31 protein-coding genes and 1 pseudogene are annotated in these 18351 nt (G+C 69.2%); all 32 read left to right on the forward strand.

Features of this window, described 5'->3' with window-relative positions:
- Nucleotides 1-4 precede the first annotated feature (4 nt).
- The 32 genes and pseudogenes from rpsS to glmM all read left to right on the forward strand — a co-directional run bounded on the left by rpsS (nucleotide 5) and on the right by glmM (nucleotide 18147).
- Nucleotides 5-283, forward strand: coding sequence for a 30S ribosomal protein S19 (gene rpsS / locus AOM04_RS04590; RefSeq protein ID WP_062463008.1), 279 nt, complete (start codon nucleotides 5-7; stop codon nucleotides 281-283).
- Nucleotides 284-314: 31 nt separating this feature from the next.
- Nucleotides 315-674 carry a 50S ribosomal protein L22 gene (gene rplV / locus AOM04_RS04595; RefSeq protein WP_062463011.1) on the forward strand — a complete coding sequence of 120 codons (360 nt, stop codon included), beginning with the start codon at nucleotides 315-317 and terminating at the stop codon, nucleotides 672-674.
- 11 nt (nucleotides 675-685) lie between these two features.
- Nucleotides 686-1498 (forward strand): 30S ribosomal protein S3, encoded by an 813-nt coding sequence (gene rpsC / locus AOM04_RS04600; protein WP_062463015.1) that lies wholly within the window; start codon nucleotides 686-688, stop codon nucleotides 1496-1498.
- Nucleotides 1499-1500: 2 nt separating this feature from the next.
- Entirely contained in the window at nucleotides 1501-1920 is a 420-nt protein-coding gene (rplP, locus tag AOM04_RS04605; protein WP_062463018.1) for a 50S ribosomal protein L16, read from the forward strand.
- Nucleotides 1920-2147, forward strand: a pseudogene (rpmC, locus tag AOM04_RS04610) (50S ribosomal protein L29); the annotation flags it as partial. The gene rplP and the pseudogene rpmC, both read left to right, overlap by 1 nt.
- Before the next feature lie 21 nt (nucleotides 2148-2168).
- A complete protein-coding gene (gene rpsQ / locus AOM04_RS04615) occupies nucleotides 2169-2456 on the forward strand; it encodes a 30S ribosomal protein S17 (protein ID WP_062463024.1) in 288 nt (95 codons plus the stop codon).
- Between the two features lie 58 nt (nucleotides 2457-2514).
- Nucleotides 2515-2886, forward strand: a complete 372-nt coding sequence (gene rplN, locus AOM04_RS04620) for a 50S ribosomal protein L14 (RefSeq protein WP_062293953.1) — start codon at nucleotides 2515-2517, stop codon at nucleotides 2884-2886.
- A complete protein-coding gene (rplX, locus tag AOM04_RS04625) occupies nucleotides 2886-3224 on the forward strand; it encodes a 50S ribosomal protein L24 (protein WP_062463027.1) in 339 nt (112 codons plus the stop codon). Before rplN ends, rplX begins: the two co-directional genes overlap by 1 nt.
- Nucleotides 3224-3784, forward strand: a complete 561-nt coding sequence (gene rplE, locus AOM04_RS04630) for a 50S ribosomal protein L5 (protein WP_062463030.1) — start codon at nucleotides 3224-3226, stop codon at nucleotides 3782-3784. The genes rplX and rplE overlap by 1 nt, the downstream gene beginning before the upstream one ends.
- 3 nt (nucleotides 3785-3787) lie before the next feature.
- Nucleotides 3788-3973: a type Z 30S ribosomal protein S14 gene (locus AOM04_RS04635; protein ID WP_062463034.1), complete on the forward strand. Its 186-nt coding sequence runs from the start codon at nucleotides 3788-3790 to the stop codon at nucleotides 3971-3973.
- Nucleotides 3974-4028: 55 nt separating this feature from the next.
- Nucleotides 4029-4427 (forward strand): 30S ribosomal protein S8, encoded by a 399-nt coding sequence (gene rpsH, locus AOM04_RS04640; protein ID WP_062463038.1) that lies wholly within the window; start codon nucleotides 4029-4031, stop codon nucleotides 4425-4427.
- A 20-nt stretch (nucleotides 4428-4447) separates the two neighbouring features.
- Nucleotides 4448-4984, forward strand: coding sequence for a 50S ribosomal protein L6 (rplF, locus tag AOM04_RS04645; protein ID WP_062463041.1), 537 nt, complete (start codon nucleotides 4448-4450; stop codon nucleotides 4982-4984).
- Between the two features lie 3 nt (nucleotides 4985-4987).
- Entirely contained in the window at nucleotides 4988-5359 is a 372-nt protein-coding gene (gene rplR / locus AOM04_RS04650) for a 50S ribosomal protein L18 (protein ID WP_062463044.1), read from the forward strand.
- 23 nt (nucleotides 5360-5382) lie between these two features.
- On the forward strand, nucleotides 5383-5952 hold the full coding sequence (rpsE, locus tag AOM04_RS04655) for a 30S ribosomal protein S5 (protein WP_062463047.1): 570 nt from the start codon (nucleotides 5383-5385) through the stop codon (nucleotides 5950-5952).
- A 2-nt stretch (nucleotides 5953-5954) separates the two neighbouring features.
- A complete protein-coding gene (rpmD, locus tag AOM04_RS04660; RefSeq protein ID WP_062293932.1) occupies nucleotides 5955-6137 on the forward strand; it encodes a 50S ribosomal protein L30 in 183 nt (60 codons plus the stop codon).
- Nucleotides 6137-6823 carry a 50S ribosomal protein L15 gene (rplO, locus tag AOM04_RS14270; RefSeq protein ID WP_082104381.1) on the forward strand — a complete coding sequence of 229 codons (687 nt, stop codon included), beginning with the start codon at nucleotides 6137-6139 and terminating at the stop codon, nucleotides 6821-6823. The genes rpmD and rplO overlap by 1 nt, the downstream gene beginning before the upstream one ends.
- Before the next feature lie 79 nt (nucleotides 6824-6902).
- Complete coding sequence (gene secY / locus AOM04_RS04670; protein WP_062463050.1) at nucleotides 6903-8201, forward strand: preprotein translocase subunit SecY; 1299 nt, start codon at nucleotides 6903-6905, stop codon at nucleotides 8199-8201.
- Nucleotides 8201-8764, forward strand: coding sequence for an adenylate kinase (locus AOM04_RS04675; protein WP_062463053.1), 564 nt, complete (start codon nucleotides 8201-8203; stop codon nucleotides 8762-8764). Before secY ends, AOM04_RS04675 begins: the two co-directional genes overlap by 1 nt.
- Nucleotides 8765-8766: 2 nt before the next feature.
- Nucleotides 8767-9576, forward strand: coding sequence for a type I methionyl aminopeptidase (gene map / locus AOM04_RS04680; RefSeq protein WP_062463056.1), 810 nt, complete (start codon nucleotides 8767-8769; stop codon nucleotides 9574-9576).
- Nucleotides 9577-9750: 174 nt separating this feature from the next.
- Complete coding sequence (locus AOM04_RS04685; protein ID WP_062463059.1) at nucleotides 9751-10371, forward strand: hypothetical protein; 621 nt, start codon at nucleotides 9751-9753, stop codon at nucleotides 10369-10371.
- A 106-nt stretch (nucleotides 10372-10477) separates the two neighbouring features.
- Nucleotides 10478-11065: a hypothetical protein gene (locus AOM04_RS04690; RefSeq protein WP_156160612.1), complete on the forward strand. Its 588-nt coding sequence runs from the start codon at nucleotides 10478-10480 to the stop codon at nucleotides 11063-11065.
- 147 nt (nucleotides 11066-11212) lie between these two features.
- The gene (locus AOM04_RS04695; RefSeq protein ID WP_169816411.1) at nucleotides 11213-11518 is read left to right on the forward strand and encodes a hypothetical protein; all 306 of its coding nucleotides are present in this window, start codon (nucleotides 11213-11215) and stop codon (nucleotides 11516-11518) included.
- A gap of 247 nt (nucleotides 11519-11765) precedes the next feature.
- Complete coding sequence (infA, locus tag AOM04_RS04700) at nucleotides 11766-11987, forward strand: translation initiation factor IF-1 (RefSeq protein WP_042213122.1); 222 nt, start codon at nucleotides 11766-11768, stop codon at nucleotides 11985-11987.
- A gap of 46 nt (nucleotides 11988-12033) precedes the next feature.
- The gene (gene rpmJ / locus AOM04_RS14275) at nucleotides 12034-12147 is read left to right on the forward strand and encodes a 50S ribosomal protein L36 (RefSeq protein ID WP_062069916.1); all 114 of its coding nucleotides are present in this window, start codon (nucleotides 12034-12036) and stop codon (nucleotides 12145-12147) included.
- Nucleotides 12148-12269: 122 nt separating this feature from the next.
- Nucleotides 12270-12638 (forward strand): 30S ribosomal protein S13, encoded by a 369-nt coding sequence (gene rpsM, locus AOM04_RS04705; RefSeq protein ID WP_062463069.1) that lies wholly within the window; start codon nucleotides 12270-12272, stop codon nucleotides 12636-12638.
- Between the two features lie 3 nt (nucleotides 12639-12641).
- Nucleotides 12642-13031, forward strand: a complete 390-nt coding sequence (gene rpsK / locus AOM04_RS04710; protein WP_062463072.1) for a 30S ribosomal protein S11 — start codon at nucleotides 12642-12644, stop codon at nucleotides 13029-13031.
- Between the two features lie 157 nt (nucleotides 13032-13188).
- Nucleotides 13189-14175 (forward strand): DNA-directed RNA polymerase subunit alpha, encoded by a 987-nt coding sequence (locus AOM04_RS04715; protein ID WP_062463075.1) that lies wholly within the window; start codon nucleotides 13189-13191, stop codon nucleotides 14173-14175.
- An 18-nt stretch (nucleotides 14176-14193) separates the two neighbouring features.
- On the forward strand, nucleotides 14194-14745 hold the full coding sequence (gene rplQ / locus AOM04_RS04720) for a 50S ribosomal protein L17 (protein ID WP_062463078.1): 552 nt from the start codon (nucleotides 14194-14196) through the stop codon (nucleotides 14743-14745).
- 38 nt (nucleotides 14746-14783) lie between these two features.
- Nucleotides 14784-15641: a tRNA pseudouridine(38-40) synthase TruA gene (truA, locus tag AOM04_RS04725; RefSeq protein WP_062463081.1), complete on the forward strand. Its 858-nt coding sequence runs from the start codon at nucleotides 14784-14786 to the stop codon at nucleotides 15639-15641.
- Nucleotides 15642-15823: 182 nt separating this feature from the next.
- Nucleotides 15824-16267: a 50S ribosomal protein L13 gene (gene rplM, locus AOM04_RS04730; RefSeq protein ID WP_042213112.1), complete on the forward strand. Its 444-nt coding sequence runs from the start codon at nucleotides 15824-15826 to the stop codon at nucleotides 16265-16267.
- Nucleotides 16268-16289: 22 nt separating this feature from the next.
- Nucleotides 16290-16775 (forward strand): 30S ribosomal protein S9, encoded by a 486-nt coding sequence (rpsI, locus tag AOM04_RS04735; protein ID WP_062463084.1) that lies wholly within the window; start codon nucleotides 16290-16292, stop codon nucleotides 16773-16775.
- Between the two features lie 10 nt (nucleotides 16776-16785).
- Nucleotides 16786-18147: a phosphoglucosamine mutase gene (gene glmM, locus AOM04_RS04740; protein WP_062463087.1), complete on the forward strand. Its 1362-nt coding sequence runs from the start codon at nucleotides 16786-16788 to the stop codon at nucleotides 18145-18147.
- Nucleotides 18148-18351: the final 204 nt, after the last annotated feature.

The following is an 18351-nucleotide window of genomic DNA, read 5'->3' on the forward strand; positions in this document are numbered from 1 at the left end:
GGAAATGCCTCGTAGCCTCAAGAAGGGCCCCTTCGTCGACGACCACCTCATGAAGAAGGTGGACGCCCAGAACGATGCGGGCACGAAGAACGTCATCAAGACCTGGTCGCGTCGTTCGGTCATCACGCCGGACTTCCTGGGTCACACCTTTGCCGTGCACGACGGCCGCAAGCACGTCCCGGTGTTCGTCACCGAGTCGATGGTCGGCCACAAGCTGGGCGAGTTCGCTCCCACGCGCACGTTCAAGGGCCACGTCAAGGACGACCGCAAGGGCCGCCGCTAAGGCGCCTGCGCGAAGTAAGAGGAGTTAGAACATGGAAGCCAAGGCGCAGACGCGACACATTCGCGTGACCGCCCAGAAGGCTCGCCGCGTCGTGAACCTGGTCCGTGGTCAGAACGCTGTGGAGGCCTCGGCCTCGCTCAAGTTCCAGCCGCAGGCCGTGGCCGTCGACGTGCGCAAGCTCATCGACTCGGCGATCGCCAACGCGCGTGTGAAGGCCGACAAGGCCGGCGAGCGCTTCGACGAGCGCGAGCTCGTCATCAAGGAGATCTTTGTGGATGAGGGTCCGACCATGAAGCGCATTCAGCCGCGCGCTCAGGGTCGTGCCAACCAGATCCTCAAGCGCTCCTGCCACATCACCGTCACCGTCGCGACCCCGGTCGCTGCCAAGTAAGGGGCCAACACATGGGACAGAAGGTCAACCCCCACGGCTACCGCCTGGGCATCACGACCGACCACCGTTCGCGCTGGTTCGCCGACTCGACCAAGAAGGGCGAGCGGTACCGCGACTACGTGGCCGAGGACGTCAAGATCCGCAAGATGATGTCGGAGGGCCTCGAGCGCGCCGGCGTGTCGAAGGTCGAGATCGAGCGCACGCGTGAGCGTGTCCGCGTCGACCTGCACACCGCGCGTCCGGGCATCGTCATCGGTCGCCGCGGCGCCGAGGCCGACAAGCTTCGCGCCAACCTCGAGAAGCTGACCGGCAAGCAGGTCCAGCTGAACATCCTCGAGGTCAAGAACGCCGAGGTCGACGCGCAGCTCGTCGCTCAGGGCATCGCCGAGCAGCTCGCCTCGCGCGTGTCGTTCCGCCGTGCCATGCGCAAGGGCATCCAGTCCGCGCTCCGCGCCGGTGCCAAGGGCATCCGCGTGCAGTGCTCGGGCCGTCTCGGCGGTGCCGAGATGTCGCGCTCGGAGTTCTACCGCGAGGGCCGCGTGCCGCTGCACACCCTCCGCGCGAACATCGACTACGGCTTCTTCGAGGCCCGCACCACCTTCGGCCAGATCGGCGTGAAGGTGTGGATCTACAAGGGCGACATGACGGAGAAGGAGTGGGCCGCCGAGCAGGCCAAGGCCCCCCGTCCCCAGCGCGGCCGTGGTGGCCGTGGTGACCGCGGTGACCGCGGTCCGCGTCGTGACGCCGCCCCCCGTCAGGCCGAGGCCCCCGTGGCCGACGCCCCTGCTGCCGAGGCTCAGGCCGAGGCCGGTAAGGAGAGCTGAGAATGCTTATCCCCCGTCGAGTGAAGCACCGCAAGCAGCACCACCCGAAGCGTTCGGGCGCCGCGACCGGTGGCACCGCGATCTCCTTCGGTGACTTCGGCATCCAGGCCCTCGAGCCCGCCTACGTCACCAACCGCCAGATCGAGGCGGCGCGTATCGCGATGACCCGTCACATCAAGCGTGGTGGAAAGGTGTGGATCAACATCTACCCCGACCGTCCGCTGACCAAGAAGCCCGCCGAGGTCCGCATGGGCTCCGGTAAGGGCTCGCCCGAGTGGTGGGTCGCCAACATCAAGCCGGGTCGCGTGATGTTCGAGCTCGCCGGCGTGCCGGAGGAGCTTGCTCGCGAGGCCATGCGCCGCGCGCAGCACAAGCTGCCCATGAAGACCCGTTTTGTGACCCGTGAGGGTGGTGACATCTAATGGCCATCGGTACGAAGGACCTCATGCCGTCCGAGCTGGACGCCATGGAGGACGAGCGCCTCGTGGAGGAGCTGAAGAAGGCCAAGGAGGAGCTGTTCAACCTGCGCTTCCAGTCGGCCACCGGTCAGCTCGAGAACCACGGCCGTCTCAAGGCCGTCAAGCGCGACATCGCGCGCATCTACACGATCCTGCGTGAGCGCGAGCTCGGTATCCGCACCGCGCCCTCCGCGAAGGCATAAGGAACAGACATGTCGACCAACAAGCACACGACGGCGACCGAGGAGCACCGCGCCTACCGCAAGACGCGCCGCGGCTACGTCACGTCGGACAAGATGGACAAGACCATCACCGTGGAGATCGAGGACCGCGTCAAGCACCCGCTCTACGGCAAGGTCATGCGCCGCACCAGCAAGATCAAGGCCCACGACGAGAACAACACCGCCGGCATCGGCGACCTCGTCGTCGTGATGGAGACCCGTCCGCTGTCCGCTTCCAAGCGGTGGCGTCTGGTCGAGATCGTCGAGAAGGCCAAGTAACTACTAGTTCGACCAGGCTCGCTCGGAACGGGCGAGAACCAGACGACAGGAGAAAGACATGATTCAGCAGGAGTCGCGACTCCGCGTCGCCGACAACACGGGTGCCAAGGAAGTCCTCTGCATCCGCGTGCTCGGTGGCTCGCACCGTCGCTACGCCGGCATCGGCGACATCATCGTCGCCACCGTCAAGGACGCGATCCCCGGCGGCAACGTCAAGAAGGGCGACGTCGTCAAGGCGGTCGTCGTGCGCACCACCAAGGAGCGCCGCCGTCCCGACGGTTCCTACATCCGCTTCGACGAGAACGCCGCTGTGATCCTCAAGAACCTCGACGGTGACCCGCGTGGCACCCGCATCTTCGGCCCCGTGGGCCGCGAGCTGCGTGACAAGAAGTTCATGAAGATCATCTCGCTGGCACCGGAGGTCATCTGATGGCGAAGATCAAGAAGGACGACCTCGTCGTCGTCATCGCCGGCCGTGACCGCGGTCAGCAGGGCCGCGTGCTCTCCGTCGACCCCGTGCGTGAGCGCGTCGTGGTCGAGGGCATCCAGCGTGTGACCAAGCACATCAAGCCGGGTACCCGCCGCGACAACGTCGAGGGTGGCCTCGTGACCGTCGAGGCCGCGATCCACATCTCGAACGTGATGCTCGTGGACCCGGAGACCAAGAAGGGCACCCGTGTGGGCTACCGCACGGAAGAGGTCGAGCAGGACGGCCGCACGCGCACCAAGCGCGTCCGCGTCGCCAAGCGCTCGGGTAAGGACGTCTGATGGCTGACGTGACCACGCTGCCGCGTCTCAAGGAGAAGTACCGCAACGAGATCGTGGCGCAGCTCCGCGAGGAGTTCGCGCACGAGAACGTGAACCAGGTCGGCGGCCTCGTGAAGGTCGTCGTCAACATGGGTGTGGGCGACGCCGCGAAGGACTCGAAGCTCATCGAGGGTGCCATCGCGGACCTCACCGCGATCACCGGCCAGAAGCCCCAGGTGACCAAGGCCCGCAAGTCCATCGCGCAGTTCAAGCTGCGCGAGGGTCAGCCGATCGGCGCGCACGTCACGCTGCGCGGCGACCGCATGTGGGAGTTCGTGGATCGCCTGATCTCGATCGCGCTTCCCCGCATCCGCGACTTCCGCGGCCTCTCGCCCAAGCAGTTCGACGGCAACGGCAACTACACCTTCGGTCTCACGGAGCAGTCGATGTTCCACGAGATCAACCAGGACAAGATCGACCGCGTGCGCGGCATGGACATCACCATCGTGACGTCCGCCACCACCGACGACGAGGGCCGCTCGCTGCTCAAGCAGCTGGGCTTCCCGTTCAAGGAGAAGTAGGACATGGCCAAGACTGCGCTCAAGAACAAGGCCGCCGGCAAGCAGAAGTTCGCCGTCCGGTCCTACACCCGGTGCCAGAAGTGCGGTCGTCCGCACTCGGTGTACCGCAAGTTCGGCCTCTGCCGCGTGTGCTTCCGTGAGATGGCTCACCGCGGTGAGCTGCCCGGCATCACCAAGAGCAGCTGGTAAACCACTACGCCACAGGTCCCCTAGGGAAACCACGGCGAGGAAGAGTTCAACACTCATGACGATGACTGACCCGATCGCAGACATGCTGACGCGTCTGCGCAACGCGAACGCGGCGTACCACGAGACCGTGGCCATGCCGCACTCCAAGCTCAAGGCGAACATCGCCTCGATCCTGGAGGCCGAGGGCTACATCACCGGCTCCGCTGTCACCGACGCGGAGGTCGGCAAGACCCTCACCCTCACGCTGAAGTACGGCCCGAACCGCGAGCGCTCGCTCGCCGGTGTGCGCCGTGTGTCGAAGCCCGGCCTTCGCGTGTACGCCAAGTCGACGAACCTGCCCAAGGTGCTCGGCGGCCTCGGCGTTGCCATCCTGTCCACCTCCTCCGGTCTGCTGACGGACCGCGAGGCCGAGAAGAAGGGCGTCGGCGGCGAGGTCGTCGCGTTCGTCTGGTAACCGGAAAGGAGAACGAGAGAATGTCCCGCATTGGCAAGATCCCCGTTCCGGTTCCCGCCGGAGTGGACGTCACCATCGACGGCGCCGACCTCACGGTGAAGGGCCCCAAGGGCACCCTCACGCACGTCGTGCCGTCCCCCATCACGGTCGAGAAGGGCGAGGAGGGCCTCCAGGTCCAGCGCCCGAACGACGAGCGCGTGTCGAAGTCGCTGCACGGCCTCACCCGCACGCTCATCGCGAACATGGTCACCGGCGTGACCTCGGGCTACGAGAAGAAGCTCGAGATCGTCGGCACCGGTTACCGCGTGGCGCTGAAGGGCTCGGACCTCGAGTTCGCGCTCGGCTTCTCGCACCCGGTCGTCGTGACCCCGCCGGAGGGCATCACCTTCACGGTCGAGGGTCCCACCAAGTTCACCGTTGCCGGCATCAGCAAGCAGCAGGTGGGCGAGGTCGCGGCGAACATCCGCAAGATTCGCAAGCCCGAGCCCTACAAGGGCAAGGGTGTCCGCTACGCCGGCGAGCAGGTTCGCCGCAAGGCAGGAAAGACGGGTAAGTAAGACATGGGTATCTCCATCAAGGGCAAGGGCAAGGCGATCCAGCGCAAGCGTCGCCACTTCCGCCTGCGCAAGAAGATCTCCGGGACCCCCGCCCGTCCCCGCCTCGTGGTCACCCGCTCGAACCGTCACATGGTCGCGCAGATCGTCGACGACACCCTGGGCAAGACCCTCGCGTCGGCGTCGTCCCTCGAGGCCGACGTCCGTGCGCTCGACGGCGACAAGTCGGCCAAGGCCTCGAAGGTCGGCCAGCTGGTCGCCGAGCGTGCCAAGGCCGCGGGCATCGAGGCCGTGGTCTTCGACCGCGGTGGCAACAAGTACCACGGCCGTGTCGCGGCCGTGGCCGACGCTGCCCGAGAGGCGGGCCTCGCCCTCTAGGGCGCGGCCAGGAGTGAGGAATTATGGCTGACAACAACAGCGGCCGCCGCGGCGGCAACCGCCGTGACAGCGAGCCGGAGAACAAGTTCGTCGAGCGCGTCGTCACCATCAACCGCGTCGCCAAGGTCGTGAAGGGCGGTCGTCGCTTCAGCTTCACCGCGCTCGTGGTCGTCGGTGACGGCGAGGGCAACGTCGGCATCGGCTACGGCAAGGCGAAGGAGGTGCCGGCCGCGATCTCGAAGGGTGTCGAGGAGGCCAAGCGCAACTTCTTCCGCGTCCCCCGCATCCAGGGCACCATCCCGCACGCCGTGCAGGGTGAGGCCGCCGCGGGTGTCGTGTTCCTGCGCCCCGCGTCGCCGGGTACCGGTGTGATCGCCGGTGGTCCGGTGCGCGCGGTGCTCGAGTGCGCCGGCATCCACGACGTGCTGAGCAAGTCGCTCGGCTCGTCCAACGCGATCAACATCGTGCACGCGACCGTCGACGCCCTCAAGCGCCTCGAGCGCCCCGAGGCCGTCGCCGCCCGCCGTGGCAAGGCCGTGGAGGACGTGGCCCCGGCCGCGATGCTCCGTGCGCAGGCAGCGGGGGTGAAGTAGTCATGGCACGACTCAAGGTCGTTCAGAAGAAGTCGGCGATCGGCACGAAGCCGCAGCACCGTGAGACCCTGCGTTCGCTCGGTCTCAAGCGCATCGGCGACATCGTCGTCAAGGAGGACCGTCCCGAGATCCGCGGGATGGTCAAGGCGGTGGACCACCTGGTCACCGTTGAGGAGGTTGACTGATGGCTGACGCCAAGACGCCGGCCGAGGAGACCGTCGAGGCGGCTCCCGCCAAGAAGGCTCCGGCCAAGAAGGCTCCGGCGAAGGCCGCTGCCGACAAGCCGGCCGCCGAGAAGAAGCCCGCTGCGAAGAAGCCGGCCGCCAAGAAGGACGCTGCGGCGGCCTCCGAGGCCAAGCCTGCCGCGGCCAAGAAGCCGGCCGCCAAGAAGGCCGAGCCCAAGGTCGAGGAGCCCGCGGAGAAGGTTGCCACCCTCAAGGTGCACCACCTCCGTCCGGCCCCCGGCGCCCACACCAAGAAGACCCGCGTGGGTCGTGGTGAGGCGTCGAAGGGCAAGACCGCCGGTCGCGGTACCAAGGGCACCGGCGCCCGCTACCAGGTTCCGGAGCGCTTCGAGGGTGGTCAGACGCCCATCCACATGCGCATCCCGAAGCTGCGTGGCTTCAAGAGCCCGTTCAAGGTGTACTACCAGGTCGTCAACGTGGGCCAGCTCTCCGAGCTGTTCCCGCAGGGCGGCGAGGTGACCAAGGCCGATCTCGTGGCGAAGGGTGCGGTCCGCCGCAACCAGCCCGTGAAGGTCCTGGGCGAGGGAGAGATCTCCGTCAAGGTCACCCTGGTCGACGCCGATAAGGTCTCGCAGTCCGCGAAGACCAAGATCGAGGCCGCTGGCGGCTCGGTCAACGAGGGCTAGAAGTGATCGCACCGGGCCCGTCCGAACGGACGGGCCCGGTCGCGTATCCTCTACCTGTTCTGATTTCCCTGGAGGATCAATGCTGAGTGGCTTCATGAGTGCGTTCCGCACCCCGGATCTTCGGAGGAAGCTCCTCTTCACCATCGGCATCATCGCCGTGTACCGCCTTGGCGTCTCGATCCCGACCCCGGGCATCGACTACGGCAACGTCCAGATGTGCATGGATCAGACGAGCGGCAACGCTGCCCTCCAGATCCTCAACATGTTCTCCGGCGGCGCGCTGCTCCAGCTGTCGATCTTCGGCCTCGGCATCATGCCGTACATCACGGCCTCGATCATCGTGCAGCTCCTGCGCGTGCTCATCCCGCGCTTCGAGACCCTCCAGAACGAGGGCGCCGAGGGCCAGGCGAAGCTCACGCAGTACACGCGCTACATCACCGTCGGGTTCGCGGCCATCCAGTCCGCGTCGTACATCACGATGGCGCGCAACGGCCTGTTCTTCCCCGGCTGCTCGGTCGACGTCATCCCCAACGACTCGTGGAACGTCATCCTCACCATGGTGCTGACGATGACCGCGGGCACCGTCCTCGTGATGTGGCTCGGCGAGCGCATCACCGAGCGAGGCGTCGGCAACGGCATGTCCCTGCTGATCTTCACGTCCGTGGCGGCGCGCTTCCCGAGCACGTTCGGCTCCATCTGGAGCTCGTCGAACGGCGTGCGCAACACGTTCTTCACGGTCGTCGTCATCATCGTCGTGGTCGCGGCGGTCGTGTACGTCGAGCAGTCGCAGCGCCGCATCCCGGTCCAGTACGCCAAGCGCATGGTGGGCCGCAAGATGCTCGGCGGCTCGTCGACCTACATCCCGCTCAAGATCAACATGGCGGGCGTCATCCCCGTGATCTTCGCGTCCTCGCTGCTCACGATCCCGCAGGTGATCGTGCAGTTCCAGGGCAGCGACCCGTCGGGCTGGGCCGTGTGGCTCAACAACAACATCGCGAAGAGCTCCGCGCCGCTGCACATCCTGCTGTACGTGCTGCTCATCGTGTTCTTCGCGTACTTCTACACGGCGATCACGTTCAACCCGACCCAGGTCGCGGACGACATGAAGAAGTACGGCGGCTTCATCCCCGGCATCCGCCCGGGCACCCCGACCGCCGACTTCCTCGACTACGTGCTGTCGCGCATCACCGCGGCCGGCGCGCTGTACCTCGCGATCGTCGCGCTCGTGCCGACCCTGCTGTTCGTCTCGCTCGGGCTGTCCAACTCGATCCCGTTCGGCGGCACCTCGATCCTCATCCTCGTGGGTGTGGGCCTCGACACCGTCAAGCGCATCCAGTCCCAGCTCGAGCAGCATCACTACGAAGGGTTCCTCAAGTAATGCGTGCAGTCCTCCTTGGTCCTCCCGGTGCCGGCAAGGGCACCCAGGCCGCCCGCCTCACCGAGCGGTTCGGCGTCCCCGCGATCTCGACGGGCGACATCTTCCGCGCGAACGTCAAGGGCGGCACCGACCTGGGCCGCAAGGCGCAGGAGTACATGAACGCGGGCCAGCTGGTCCCCGACGAGGTGACGAACGCCATGGTGCGCGCGCGCCTCGCCGAGGACGATGCGGCCGGCGGCTTCCTGCTCGACGGCTACCCGCGCAACCCGGAGCAGGCGGTCGAGCTCGACACGATGCTCGCCGACCTGGGTGTCGCGCTCGACGTCGCCATCGAGATCACCGCCGACTTCGACGTGGTGACCGAGCGCCTGCTCAAGCGCGCCGAGATCGAGGGCCGCGCCGACGACACCGAGCCGGTCATCCGCAAGCGCCTCGAGGTCTACTCGACCTCGACCGCGCCGCTCACCGCGTTCTACGCGGGCCGCGGCGTCCTGGTCCAGGTCGACGGCCTGGGCGAGATCGACGAGGTCACCGACCGCCTCGTCGCCGCCGTCTCCCGCTGACCATGGCCGACCGCATCCAGCTGAAGTCCCGCGAGGAGATGCGGGTCATGGCCCGTGCCGGGGTGATCGTCGAGGCGGCGCTCGCCGCCGCGAAGGCGGCGAGCGCCCCCGGCGTCACCACCGCGGAGGTCGACGCGGCCGCCGCGCGCGTGATCGCGGAGGCGGGCGCCACCTCGAACTTCCTCGGGTACCACGGCTTCCCCGCGGTGTCCTGCATCTCGGTCAACGAGGAGGTCGTCCACGGCATCCCCGGCGACCGGGTGCTGGCCGAGGGCGACGTCGTGTCGATCGACTGCGGCGCGATCGTGGAGGGCTGGCACGGCGACAGCGCCGTCAGCTTCATCGTCGGCGAGCCGCGGTCCAAGGCGGACGTCGCGCTCGTCAAGGCCACCGAGCGGTCGCTGTGGGCCGGCATCGCCGCCCTCGCCACGGCGGAGCGGATCTCCGAGGTGTCCGAGGCCGTCGAGGACGTCGCGGACGAGGCCGGCCTCCACCCCCTCGAGGGCTACGTGGGCCACGGCATCGGCACGGAGATGCACATGTCGCCCGACGTCCCCAACTACCGCGTGCGCGGACGCAGCCCCCGCGTGCGGCCGGGCATGTGCGTCGCGATCGAGCCGATGCTCGTGATCGGCACATCCGACTCGGCCGTGCTGAGCGACGAGTGGACCGTGGTGTCCCTCGACGGCTCGCGCGCCGCGCACTGGGAGCACTCCATCGCCGTCCACGAGGACGGCATCTGGGTGCTCACCGCGTCCGACGGCGGCGCCTCCAAGCTCGCGCCCCTCGGCGTCACGCCCGTCGCGCCGTAGGCGCCCCGCGCCGCACCGTCGCCTCGCGGCGGCCCGCTCCCTGCATCGTCCCTGGTGTGGGCGATCCCACACGCGTTCACGTGTTCGTTACATGCGCGGCACGCAGGGGCAAAGCACGCGGGTTAGCGTCCTCGTAGCCGGCGTGGCAGGCGCCGGCAGCTGAGGAGGGGCGTCATGGCGCGAGGGTTTTCCTATGCACCGGGGGCGAGCGCGGAGGTCGACGAGGCCGGCGCGCCGGAGCTGACCAAGGAGCGGCTCCAGGCGCTCGGCGCGTCGCGCAACGCGCTCGTGCGCGAGGCGGTCGCGCGGCGGGCCGACTGCCCGTTCGGGCTCATGGTCACGCTCGCGCACGACCACGCGGCGCCGGTGCGCGCCGCCATGGCCGGCAACCCGCGCGTGCTCCACTCGATCCTCGAGTACCTCTCCCACGACCGCAGCGTCGAGGTGATGTGCGCGGTCGCGTCCAACCCCGCGACCACGCCCGACATCATCGAGGCGCTCGCCGTGCACCGCAAGTCCGAGGTGCGTGCCGCCGCGGCCGCGGCGCTCGAGTCGCGCGCCGCGGGAGGCGGGACCGCCGACGCGCGGATGCCCGAGCTGCGGGACCGCGTGTTCGAGGAGTCGGAGGCACGGCGCGAGGCGATGCTCGCGCAGGCCGCCGAGCAGTCGCTCGCGGCCGCGGCCGATGCGGCGATGGCGGCCGCGGAGCCGCCGCTCGAGCCGGCCGAGCCGCTGCCGGCCCGTCCGACCCGCACCGCGCCGGTCCGCGGCTTCCGCCCGCCGGTCGACGTGTAGCGCCGCTACCCAGGGTTCGTCCGCGCGTCACCGCGCCGACACCTCGCGGCCAGCCGTTGCTCACCCGCGCGTCGTAGCCTCGCCGTCACGATGCGAGGAGGTGGCGGTGGCCGACGACGGGTGGTCGCGCGCGTTCATGGCGGCGTCGGGGGTGCCCGTGGCGTCCGAGCGCGCGGACGACGGGCTGCGTGCCGTGGTCAACGAGGCCCGCGCGGACGGGCTGGCCCGCGCGCGCGTGATGGAGCTCGCCCGGCATCGCGAGCCCGCCGTGCGCGAGGCGATCGCCTCGCGCGCCGACTGCCCGCTCGGGATGCAGGCGACGCTGGCGCACGACCGTCGCGCGTCGGTCAGGGTCGCCCTGGCCGCGGGCGGCGGGCTCGCCGCCGCGATCGCCCGCGTGCTCGCGGACGACAAGGACGTCGCGGTGCTCAAGGCGCTCGCCCGCAACGCCGCCACCCCGCGACCCGTCCTCGAGACGCTCGCGGCGCATCGGCGGGAGGAGGTCGCCCGGCTGGCACGGCGCGCGATCGACGGTGCGCTGCCCGCCCCGGCGCCGCGCCCGCCGACGGAGATCGACGAGCGGCCGGCGAGGGCGCCGATGGCCGACCCCGCGTCGCCGGTGGGGGAGCGCGCCGCCCGGACGCTGCCGCCCCGACCCGTGGTGCCGCCGCGGGCCCACCGTCCCGCGCACTGACGGCGCCCGCCCTGGCAGACCGCGGCATCGACGCCGTGGATGTGTCCGGAGGATGTCGCGATGTCTGATTCCTCACATCGGTTTGACCGGTTCGTGCCGACCTCCGGAAGATACTTGCCACAACGACGAGTGTTGGGGAGGTACTCCGTGGTGATTCCGGCCAGCGGGGCGTCCGAGGACGTGGCGCGTGCGATCGATCCTGAGGTCAGCGGTTCCGAGCTCCTGCCGCTCGCGGTGCATCGTGACCCCGCCGTGCGCGCGGCGGTGGCCGCGCGTGCGGACTGCCCCATGGGGGCGCTCGTCTCGCTCGGCCACGACGCGAGCCTCGAGGTGCTCAGCGCGCTGCTGTCGAACCCGCGCACCCCGTCGTCGGTGGTGCGCCGCCTCGCGGACCACCGCGATCCGCGCATCTCGGGCCTCGCTGTCCAGCGCCTGCGCAACGCCTTCCGCTGACCCGCGCGGGCTCGCACCCGCGGGTCCACCTGGGACGATGCGTCGGTCCGCGACGCGTCGACGCGCCGGCACGCGCGGGGCTGGGCCGATCGCCCGCGGCGCGGTACCCTGATCCCGTTGACACGCCTCCCGGGGCCTGCGCGCCGATGCGCCTGCCCGGTTGAGAGCACGCGGAGATTGCCGTATAGTTTTCCGTTGGGCGTTTTTGCGCGCCCGCAATCCCTGTCAATCAACGTTAGCGGAGTTCATGGCCAAGAAAGACGGCGTCATCGAGGTCGAGGGCGTAGTGGTGGAAGCCCTGCCCAACGCATCGTTCCGTGTGGAGCTGACGAACGGGCACCTCGTGCTCGCTCACATCTCCGGGAAGATGCGCCAGCACTACATCAGGATCCTTCCCGAGGACCGCGTGGTGGTGGAGCTCAGCCCCTATGACCTGTCCCGCGGCCGGATCGTCTACCGCTACAAGTGAGTCGTCGTGCGGGCGTTAGCGCGCCCGAGCGACGCAGGAAAGAACCATGAAGGTTAAGCCCAGCGTCAAGCCGATCTGCGACAAGTGCAAGGTGATCCGACGCAATGGCCGCGTGATGGTCATCTGCGAGAACCTGCGCCACAAGCAGCGTCAGGGCTAGACACACCCAGAACATCCTCGTTCGACAACGCACCAACCCCCGGCTCGGAGGCCGGGGCCCGCTTCGCTTGAGCGGGGCAGTCGAGCGTCAGACCTCCGACAACTGATGGAGCAACCCAAGCAATGGCACGCATCGTTGGTGTCGACATCCCGCGCGACAAGCGCATGGTGATCGCACTTACCTACATCTACGGCATCGGCCGCACCCGCGCCGAGCAGATCCTCGCAGCGACCGGCATCAGCCAGGACCTGCGCGTCAAGGACGCGACCGACGACCAGCTCGTCGCGCTCCGTGACTACATCGAGGCCAACTTCACCGTCGAGGGCGACCTGCGCCGCGAGGTGGCCGCCGACATCCGCCGCAAGGTCGAGATCGGCAACTACCAGGGCCTGCGCCACCGCCGCGGCATGCCCGTCCGTGGTCAGCGGACCAAGACCAACGCGCGCACCCGCAAGGGCCGCAAGAAGACCGTCGCCGGAAAGAAGAAGTAAGACATGGCCGCTCCTACTCGCAAGCCGCGCAAGAAGATCAAGAAGACCGTCGCGCACGGTCAGGCGCACATCAAGTCCACCTTCAACAACACGATCATCTCGATCACGGACCCCTCGGGCGCCGTGGTGTCGTGGTCGTCCTCCGGCCAGGTCGGCTTCAAGGGCTCGCGCAAGTCGACGCCTTACGCCGCGCAGATGGCTGCCGAGGCCGCCGCTCGCCGCGCCCAGGAGGCCGGCATGAGCAAGGTGGACGTGTTCGTGAAGGGCCCGGGCTCGGGCCGCGACACCGCGATCCGCTCGCTGACGGCCGCCGGCCTCGAGGTGACCTCCATCAAGGACGTCACCCCGCAGGCGCACAACGGCTGCCGCCCGCCCAAGCGCCGCCGCAACTAGCACGCCCGCGCGGGTCGAGCCCGCGCCTCCGGTCGCGGGCCGATGCACGTCATCGGCCCGTGGCCGCCCCCTCATTTCCAGCTTCTGGCCCCCGTCGGACCGAATCCGGCAGGGAATCTCGAGCATCAGATAGCGGGTGCTCGGAAAGGAAACAACCGTGCTGATCGCACAGCGTCCCACGCTGACCGAGAAGGTCATCTCGGAGAACCGTTCGCAGTTCTCGCTCAAGCCGCTCGAGCCGGGCTTCGGCTACACGCTCGGCAACTCGCTCCGCCGCACGCTGCTGTCGTCCATCCCGGGCGCGGCCGTGACGTCGGTGCGTTTCGAGGGCGTCCTCCACGAGTTCACCACCATCGATGGTGTCAAGGAGGACGTGACCGAGATCCTGCTCAACCTCAAGAACCTCGTGGTCTCGTCGGAGAACGACGAGCCCGTCGTGATGTACCTGCGCAAGTCGGGCGCGGGCGTCGTCACGGGTGCTGACATCCAGCCCCCGGCCGGCGTCGAGATCCACAACCCGGACCTCCACATCGCGACCCTCAACGCGAAGGCGAAGTTCGAGGTCGAGCTCACGGTCGAGCGTGGCCGCGGCTACGTCCCGGCGGCGATGAACAAGAGCTACGACGCGGAGATCGGTCAGATCCCCGTCGACTCGATCTACTCGCCGGTCCTCAAGGTGACGTACAAGGTCGAGGCGACCCGTGTCGCCCAGCGCACGGACTTCGACGAGCTCATCCTCGACGTCGAGACCAAGAACTCCATCTCGCCGCGCGACGCCGTCGCGTCCGCGGGTGCGACGCTGGTCGAGCTGTTCTCGCTCGCGCGTGGCCTCAACGAGGCCGCCGAGGGCATCGAGATCGGCCCGTCGGACACCGACGAGTCGCTCGAGGAGGACTACAACCAGCCGATCGAGGAGCTCAACCTCACCCAGCGGTCGTACAACTGCCTCAAGCGCGAGGGCATCCACACGGTGGGCGAGCTCACGGCGCGTTCCGAGGCGGACCTCATGGACATCCGCAACTTCGGCCAGAAGTCGATCACCGAGGTCAAGGAGAAGCTCGCCGAGCTGGGCTTCTCCCTCAAGGACAGCGCTGTCGAGTACGACAGCTCGTCGTCCGTGTACTTCTCGGGCAGCGACGAGTAACAAGGAGAACTTTCAACTATGCCTACCCCCACCAAGGGTGCCCGCCTCGGCGGCGGTCCCGCCCACGAGCGTCAGATGCTCGCGAACCTCGCGCAGAGCCTCTTCGAGCACGGTCGCATCACCACGACCGTGACGAAGGCCAAGCGCCTGCGCCCGCACGCCGAGCGCCTCGTCACCTTCGCGAAGCGCGGCGACCTCGCCTCGCGCCGCAAGGCGCTCGGGATCATCTCGGACAAGGGCGTCGTGCACAAGCTCTTCACGGAGATCGGCCCCGGCTTCGCCGAGCGTGACGGCGGCTACACCCGCATCACCAAGGTCGGCAACCGCAAGGGCGACAACGCCCCCATGGCCGTGATCGAGCTCGTCGAGTTCGGCACCCCGGCCAAGAAGGCCGTCGCCAAGGAGGCCGAGAAGGCCACCAAGAAGGCCGCGCCGAAGAAGGCCGAGAAGGTCGAGGAGGCGCCCGTCGCCGACGAGACCGTCGAGGTCGTCGAGGAGACCGTCGTCGAGGAGACCCCGGCCGTCGAGGCCGAGGCCGCCGAGGCGCCCGTCGCCGACGACGCCAAGTAAGCACCGCCTTCCTTGAAGGCACCCCGAGGCGGGTCCGCATGATCACCACACCGGTCGTGCGGGCCCGCCTCGACCTTTCCTACGACGGCACCGACTTCTCCGGCTGGGCCACCCAGCCCGGGCTGCGGACCGTCCAGGGCGTCCTCGAGGATGCCCTCACCCGCATCGTCCGCCAGGAGGCGTACCCGCGCGTCACCGTCGCGGGACGCACCGACGCGGGCGTGCACGCGCGCGGCCAGGTGGCCCACATCGACATCGACGCCGAGGCCTGGAACCGCATGCCGGGCCGCGCCCCGCGCACCCCCGCGGAGGGGCTCCTCAGCCGCCTCGACGGCGTCCTGCCGAACGACGTCGTGATCCGGGACGTCACGGTTGCGCCGGAGGGCTTCGACGCCCGGTTCTCGGCCACGCAGCGCCGCTACGCCTACCGGGTCACCGACGGCGTCCAGGACGTGCTCCGGCGCCGTCACGTGGTGCGCGTGAGCCGCCCGCTCGATATCGACGCCCTCAACCGCGCATCGTCCACCCTGCTGGGGCTGCGGGACTTCGCGGCCTTCTGCCGCGGCAGGGAGGGCGCCACCACCATCCGCGACCTCCTTGAGCTGTCGTGGCGGCGCGAGATCGACGGGCCGGACGCCGGCCTGGTGGTCGCGACGGTGCGCGCGGACGCGTTCTGCCACTCGATGGTGCGCTCGCTCGTGGGCGCGCTGCTGACCGTGGGGGAGGGCCGCCGCGACCTCGACTGGCTCGCTCTCGTCGCGGCCACCGAGACCCGCTCGCAGGCGATCGCGGTCGCGCCGGCGCACGGCCTCACGCTCGAGGAGGTGGCGTATCCGGACGATGCGGCGCTCGCCGAGCGCGCCGAGGCTACCCGAGGCCGGCGCACCCTTCCGTGACCGACGCGCGCACCCGGGACCCTCGGATTGAGATTCCGGCGGGTCCCGCGTATGATGGTGTGTCGTTGTGCGTTCCCTCGTGGACGGTGCCTCCCACTCGCCTCCGCAGGACCCGCCGACCGAATTGCTTCGCGGTGCCTCCCGGTACCGCACACCCAATCGAGTAGAAGTAAGGCTTCACAGTGCGTACGTTTTCTCCCAAGCCGGGTGACGTCACCAAGAACTGGTACGTCATCGACGCTACTGACGTGGTCCTCGGTCGTCTGGCCTCCCAGGCCGCTTCGCTGCTCCGCGGCAAGCACAAGGCGACCTTCGCGCCCCACGTCGACGGCGGTGACTTCGTCATCGTCATCAACGCTGAGAAGGTGGCCCTCTCGGGCAACAAGCTCACCGACAAGATGGTCTACCGCCACTCGGGCTTCCCGGGCGGTCTCTCGGCCGTCCCGATCGGCGAGCTCCTCGAGAAGAACCCCCGTCGCGTGATCGAGAACGCGGTCAAGGGCATGCTGCCCAAGACCAAGCTCGGCGCCGCCCAGCTCAAGCACCTCAAGGTCTACGCCGGCGCGGAGCACCCGCACGCCGCGCAGCAGCCCGAGGTCTTCGAGATCTCCCAGGTCGCGCAGTAAGCGCCGCAGCAGCTAAGGATTGATGAAAGTGGCAGATGTGACCACCGAGGTCGAGAACGAGACCCCGTCCGAGTACACCTCCGAGACCGTTGCCGAGCGCGGCAAGGGTGTCACCAACCTCGCCCCCGGCGCCGGCCTCGGCCGTCGCAAGGAGGCCGTCGCCCGCGTCCGCCTGGTGCCCGGCACCGGCAAGTGGGTCATCAACGGCCGCGACATCGAGGACTACTTCCCGAACAAGGTCCACCAGCAGCTGGTGAACTCGCCGTTCGCGCTCCTCGACATCGAGGGCAAGTTCGACGTGCACGCCCGCATCCACGGTGGCGGCCCCTCGGGTCAGGCCGGTGCGCTCCGTCTCGGCGTGTCCCGCGCGCTGAACGAGATCGACGAGGACAACAACCGCCCGGCGCTCAAGAAGGCCGGCTTCCTCACTCGTGACGCCCGCGTCGTCGAGCGCAAGAAGGCCGGTCTCAAGAAGGCCCGCCGCGCGCCGCAGTACTCGAAGCGCTAACCTCTCGCGCATGGCGCGACTCTTCGGCACGGACGGTGTCCGGGGCTTGGCCAACCGGGACCTCACGGCGGAGCTGGCTGTCGACCTCGCGGTCGCTGCGGCTCACGTCCTGGGGGAGCGGGGCGAGTTCTCCGGGCACCGTCCGCGTGCCGTCATCGGCCGCGACACCCGCGTCTCAGGCGAGTTCCTGAGCGCGGCTGTCGCGGCCGGTCTTGCTTCCGCGGGCGTCGATGTGCTCGACGTGGGCGTCGTGCCCACCCCCGCGGTCGCGTACCTGACCGCCTCCACCGAGGCGGACCTGGGCGTGGTGATCTCCGCCTCCCACAACCCCATGCCGGACAACGGCATCAAGTTCTTCGCGCGCGGCGGCCACAAGCTCGACGACTCCGTCGAGGAGGCCATCGAGGCGCGCGTCGGGGAGGGCTGGTCCCGCCCCACCGGAGCCGAGGTCGGACGCATCGTCCCCTCTGCCCGCCTGGCCGCCGACTACGTCGACCACGTCGTCGCGGCCGTCCGCTCGTTCGCGGGCTCCGACGCCCCACTCGAGGGCGTCCACATCGTCGTCGACGCTGCGCACGGCGCCGCGAGCACGGTCGGCCCCGCCGCCCTCGCCGCCGCGGGCGCGCGCGTCACCACCATCCACGCCGCCCCCGACGGCCTCAACATCAACGAGGGCGTCGGCTCGACCCACCTGGGCCCGCTGCAGGCCGCCGTCGTCGAGCACGGCGCCGACCTCGGCGTCGCCTACGACGGCGACGCCGACCGCTGCCTCGCGGTGGACGGCGCCGGCGCGATCGTCAACGGCGACCAGATCATGGGGCTGCTCGCGATCGCGATGCGTGACGCGGGCGCGCTCTACCGCGCGACGCTCGTCGCCACGGTGATGAGCAACCTCGGCCTGCACCAGGCCATGCGCCGCGAGCACATCGAGATCGTCGAGACCGCGGTGGGCGACCGCTACGTGCTCGAGGCGATGCGCGACGCCGGCTACACGCTCGGCGGCGAGCAGTCGGGCCACATCATCGTCTCGGACTACGCGACCACGGGCGACGGCGTCCTCACGTCGCTGCTCATCGCGGCCCGCGTCGCCGCGAAGGGTTCGCTCGCCGACCAGTGCGCCGGGATCGAGACCCTGCCGCAGGTGCTCGTCAACGTGCGCGGCGCCGACCGGTCACGGGTCCACACCGACCCCGGCCTCCAGGCCGCCGTCGCGGCCGCGCGCCGCGAGCTCGGCGACTCCGGCCGGGTGCTGCTGCGCCCGTCCGGCACCGAGCCGCTCGTGCGCGTCATGGTCGAGGCGGCCACCGCGGAGGACGCCCAGCGTCACGCCGACACGCTCGCCGCCGTGGTGCGCGAGCGGCTGCCGCTGTAGCGCGGCGCCCCACCGCGACCCCCTTCCACACACGAGCGCGGGTGTGTACGTTCGCCCGATGCACCTCCCGTCGTGAACCGCGAGTGGGGCGGTCCCGAACGCACATCTCGGGTGGAGCGCGGTCGGGGCGAAGGCGCCGAGATCATCCTCCCGGCGTGCCGGATCAGGTGGTCCCCCCATCGCAGGGCGGTCGCGCCACCTGAC

This window comes from Demequina soli (assembly GCF_000971195.1).
Taxonomy (GTDB): domain Bacteria; phylum Actinomycetota; class Actinomycetes; order Actinomycetales; family Demequinaceae; genus Demequina; species Demequina soli.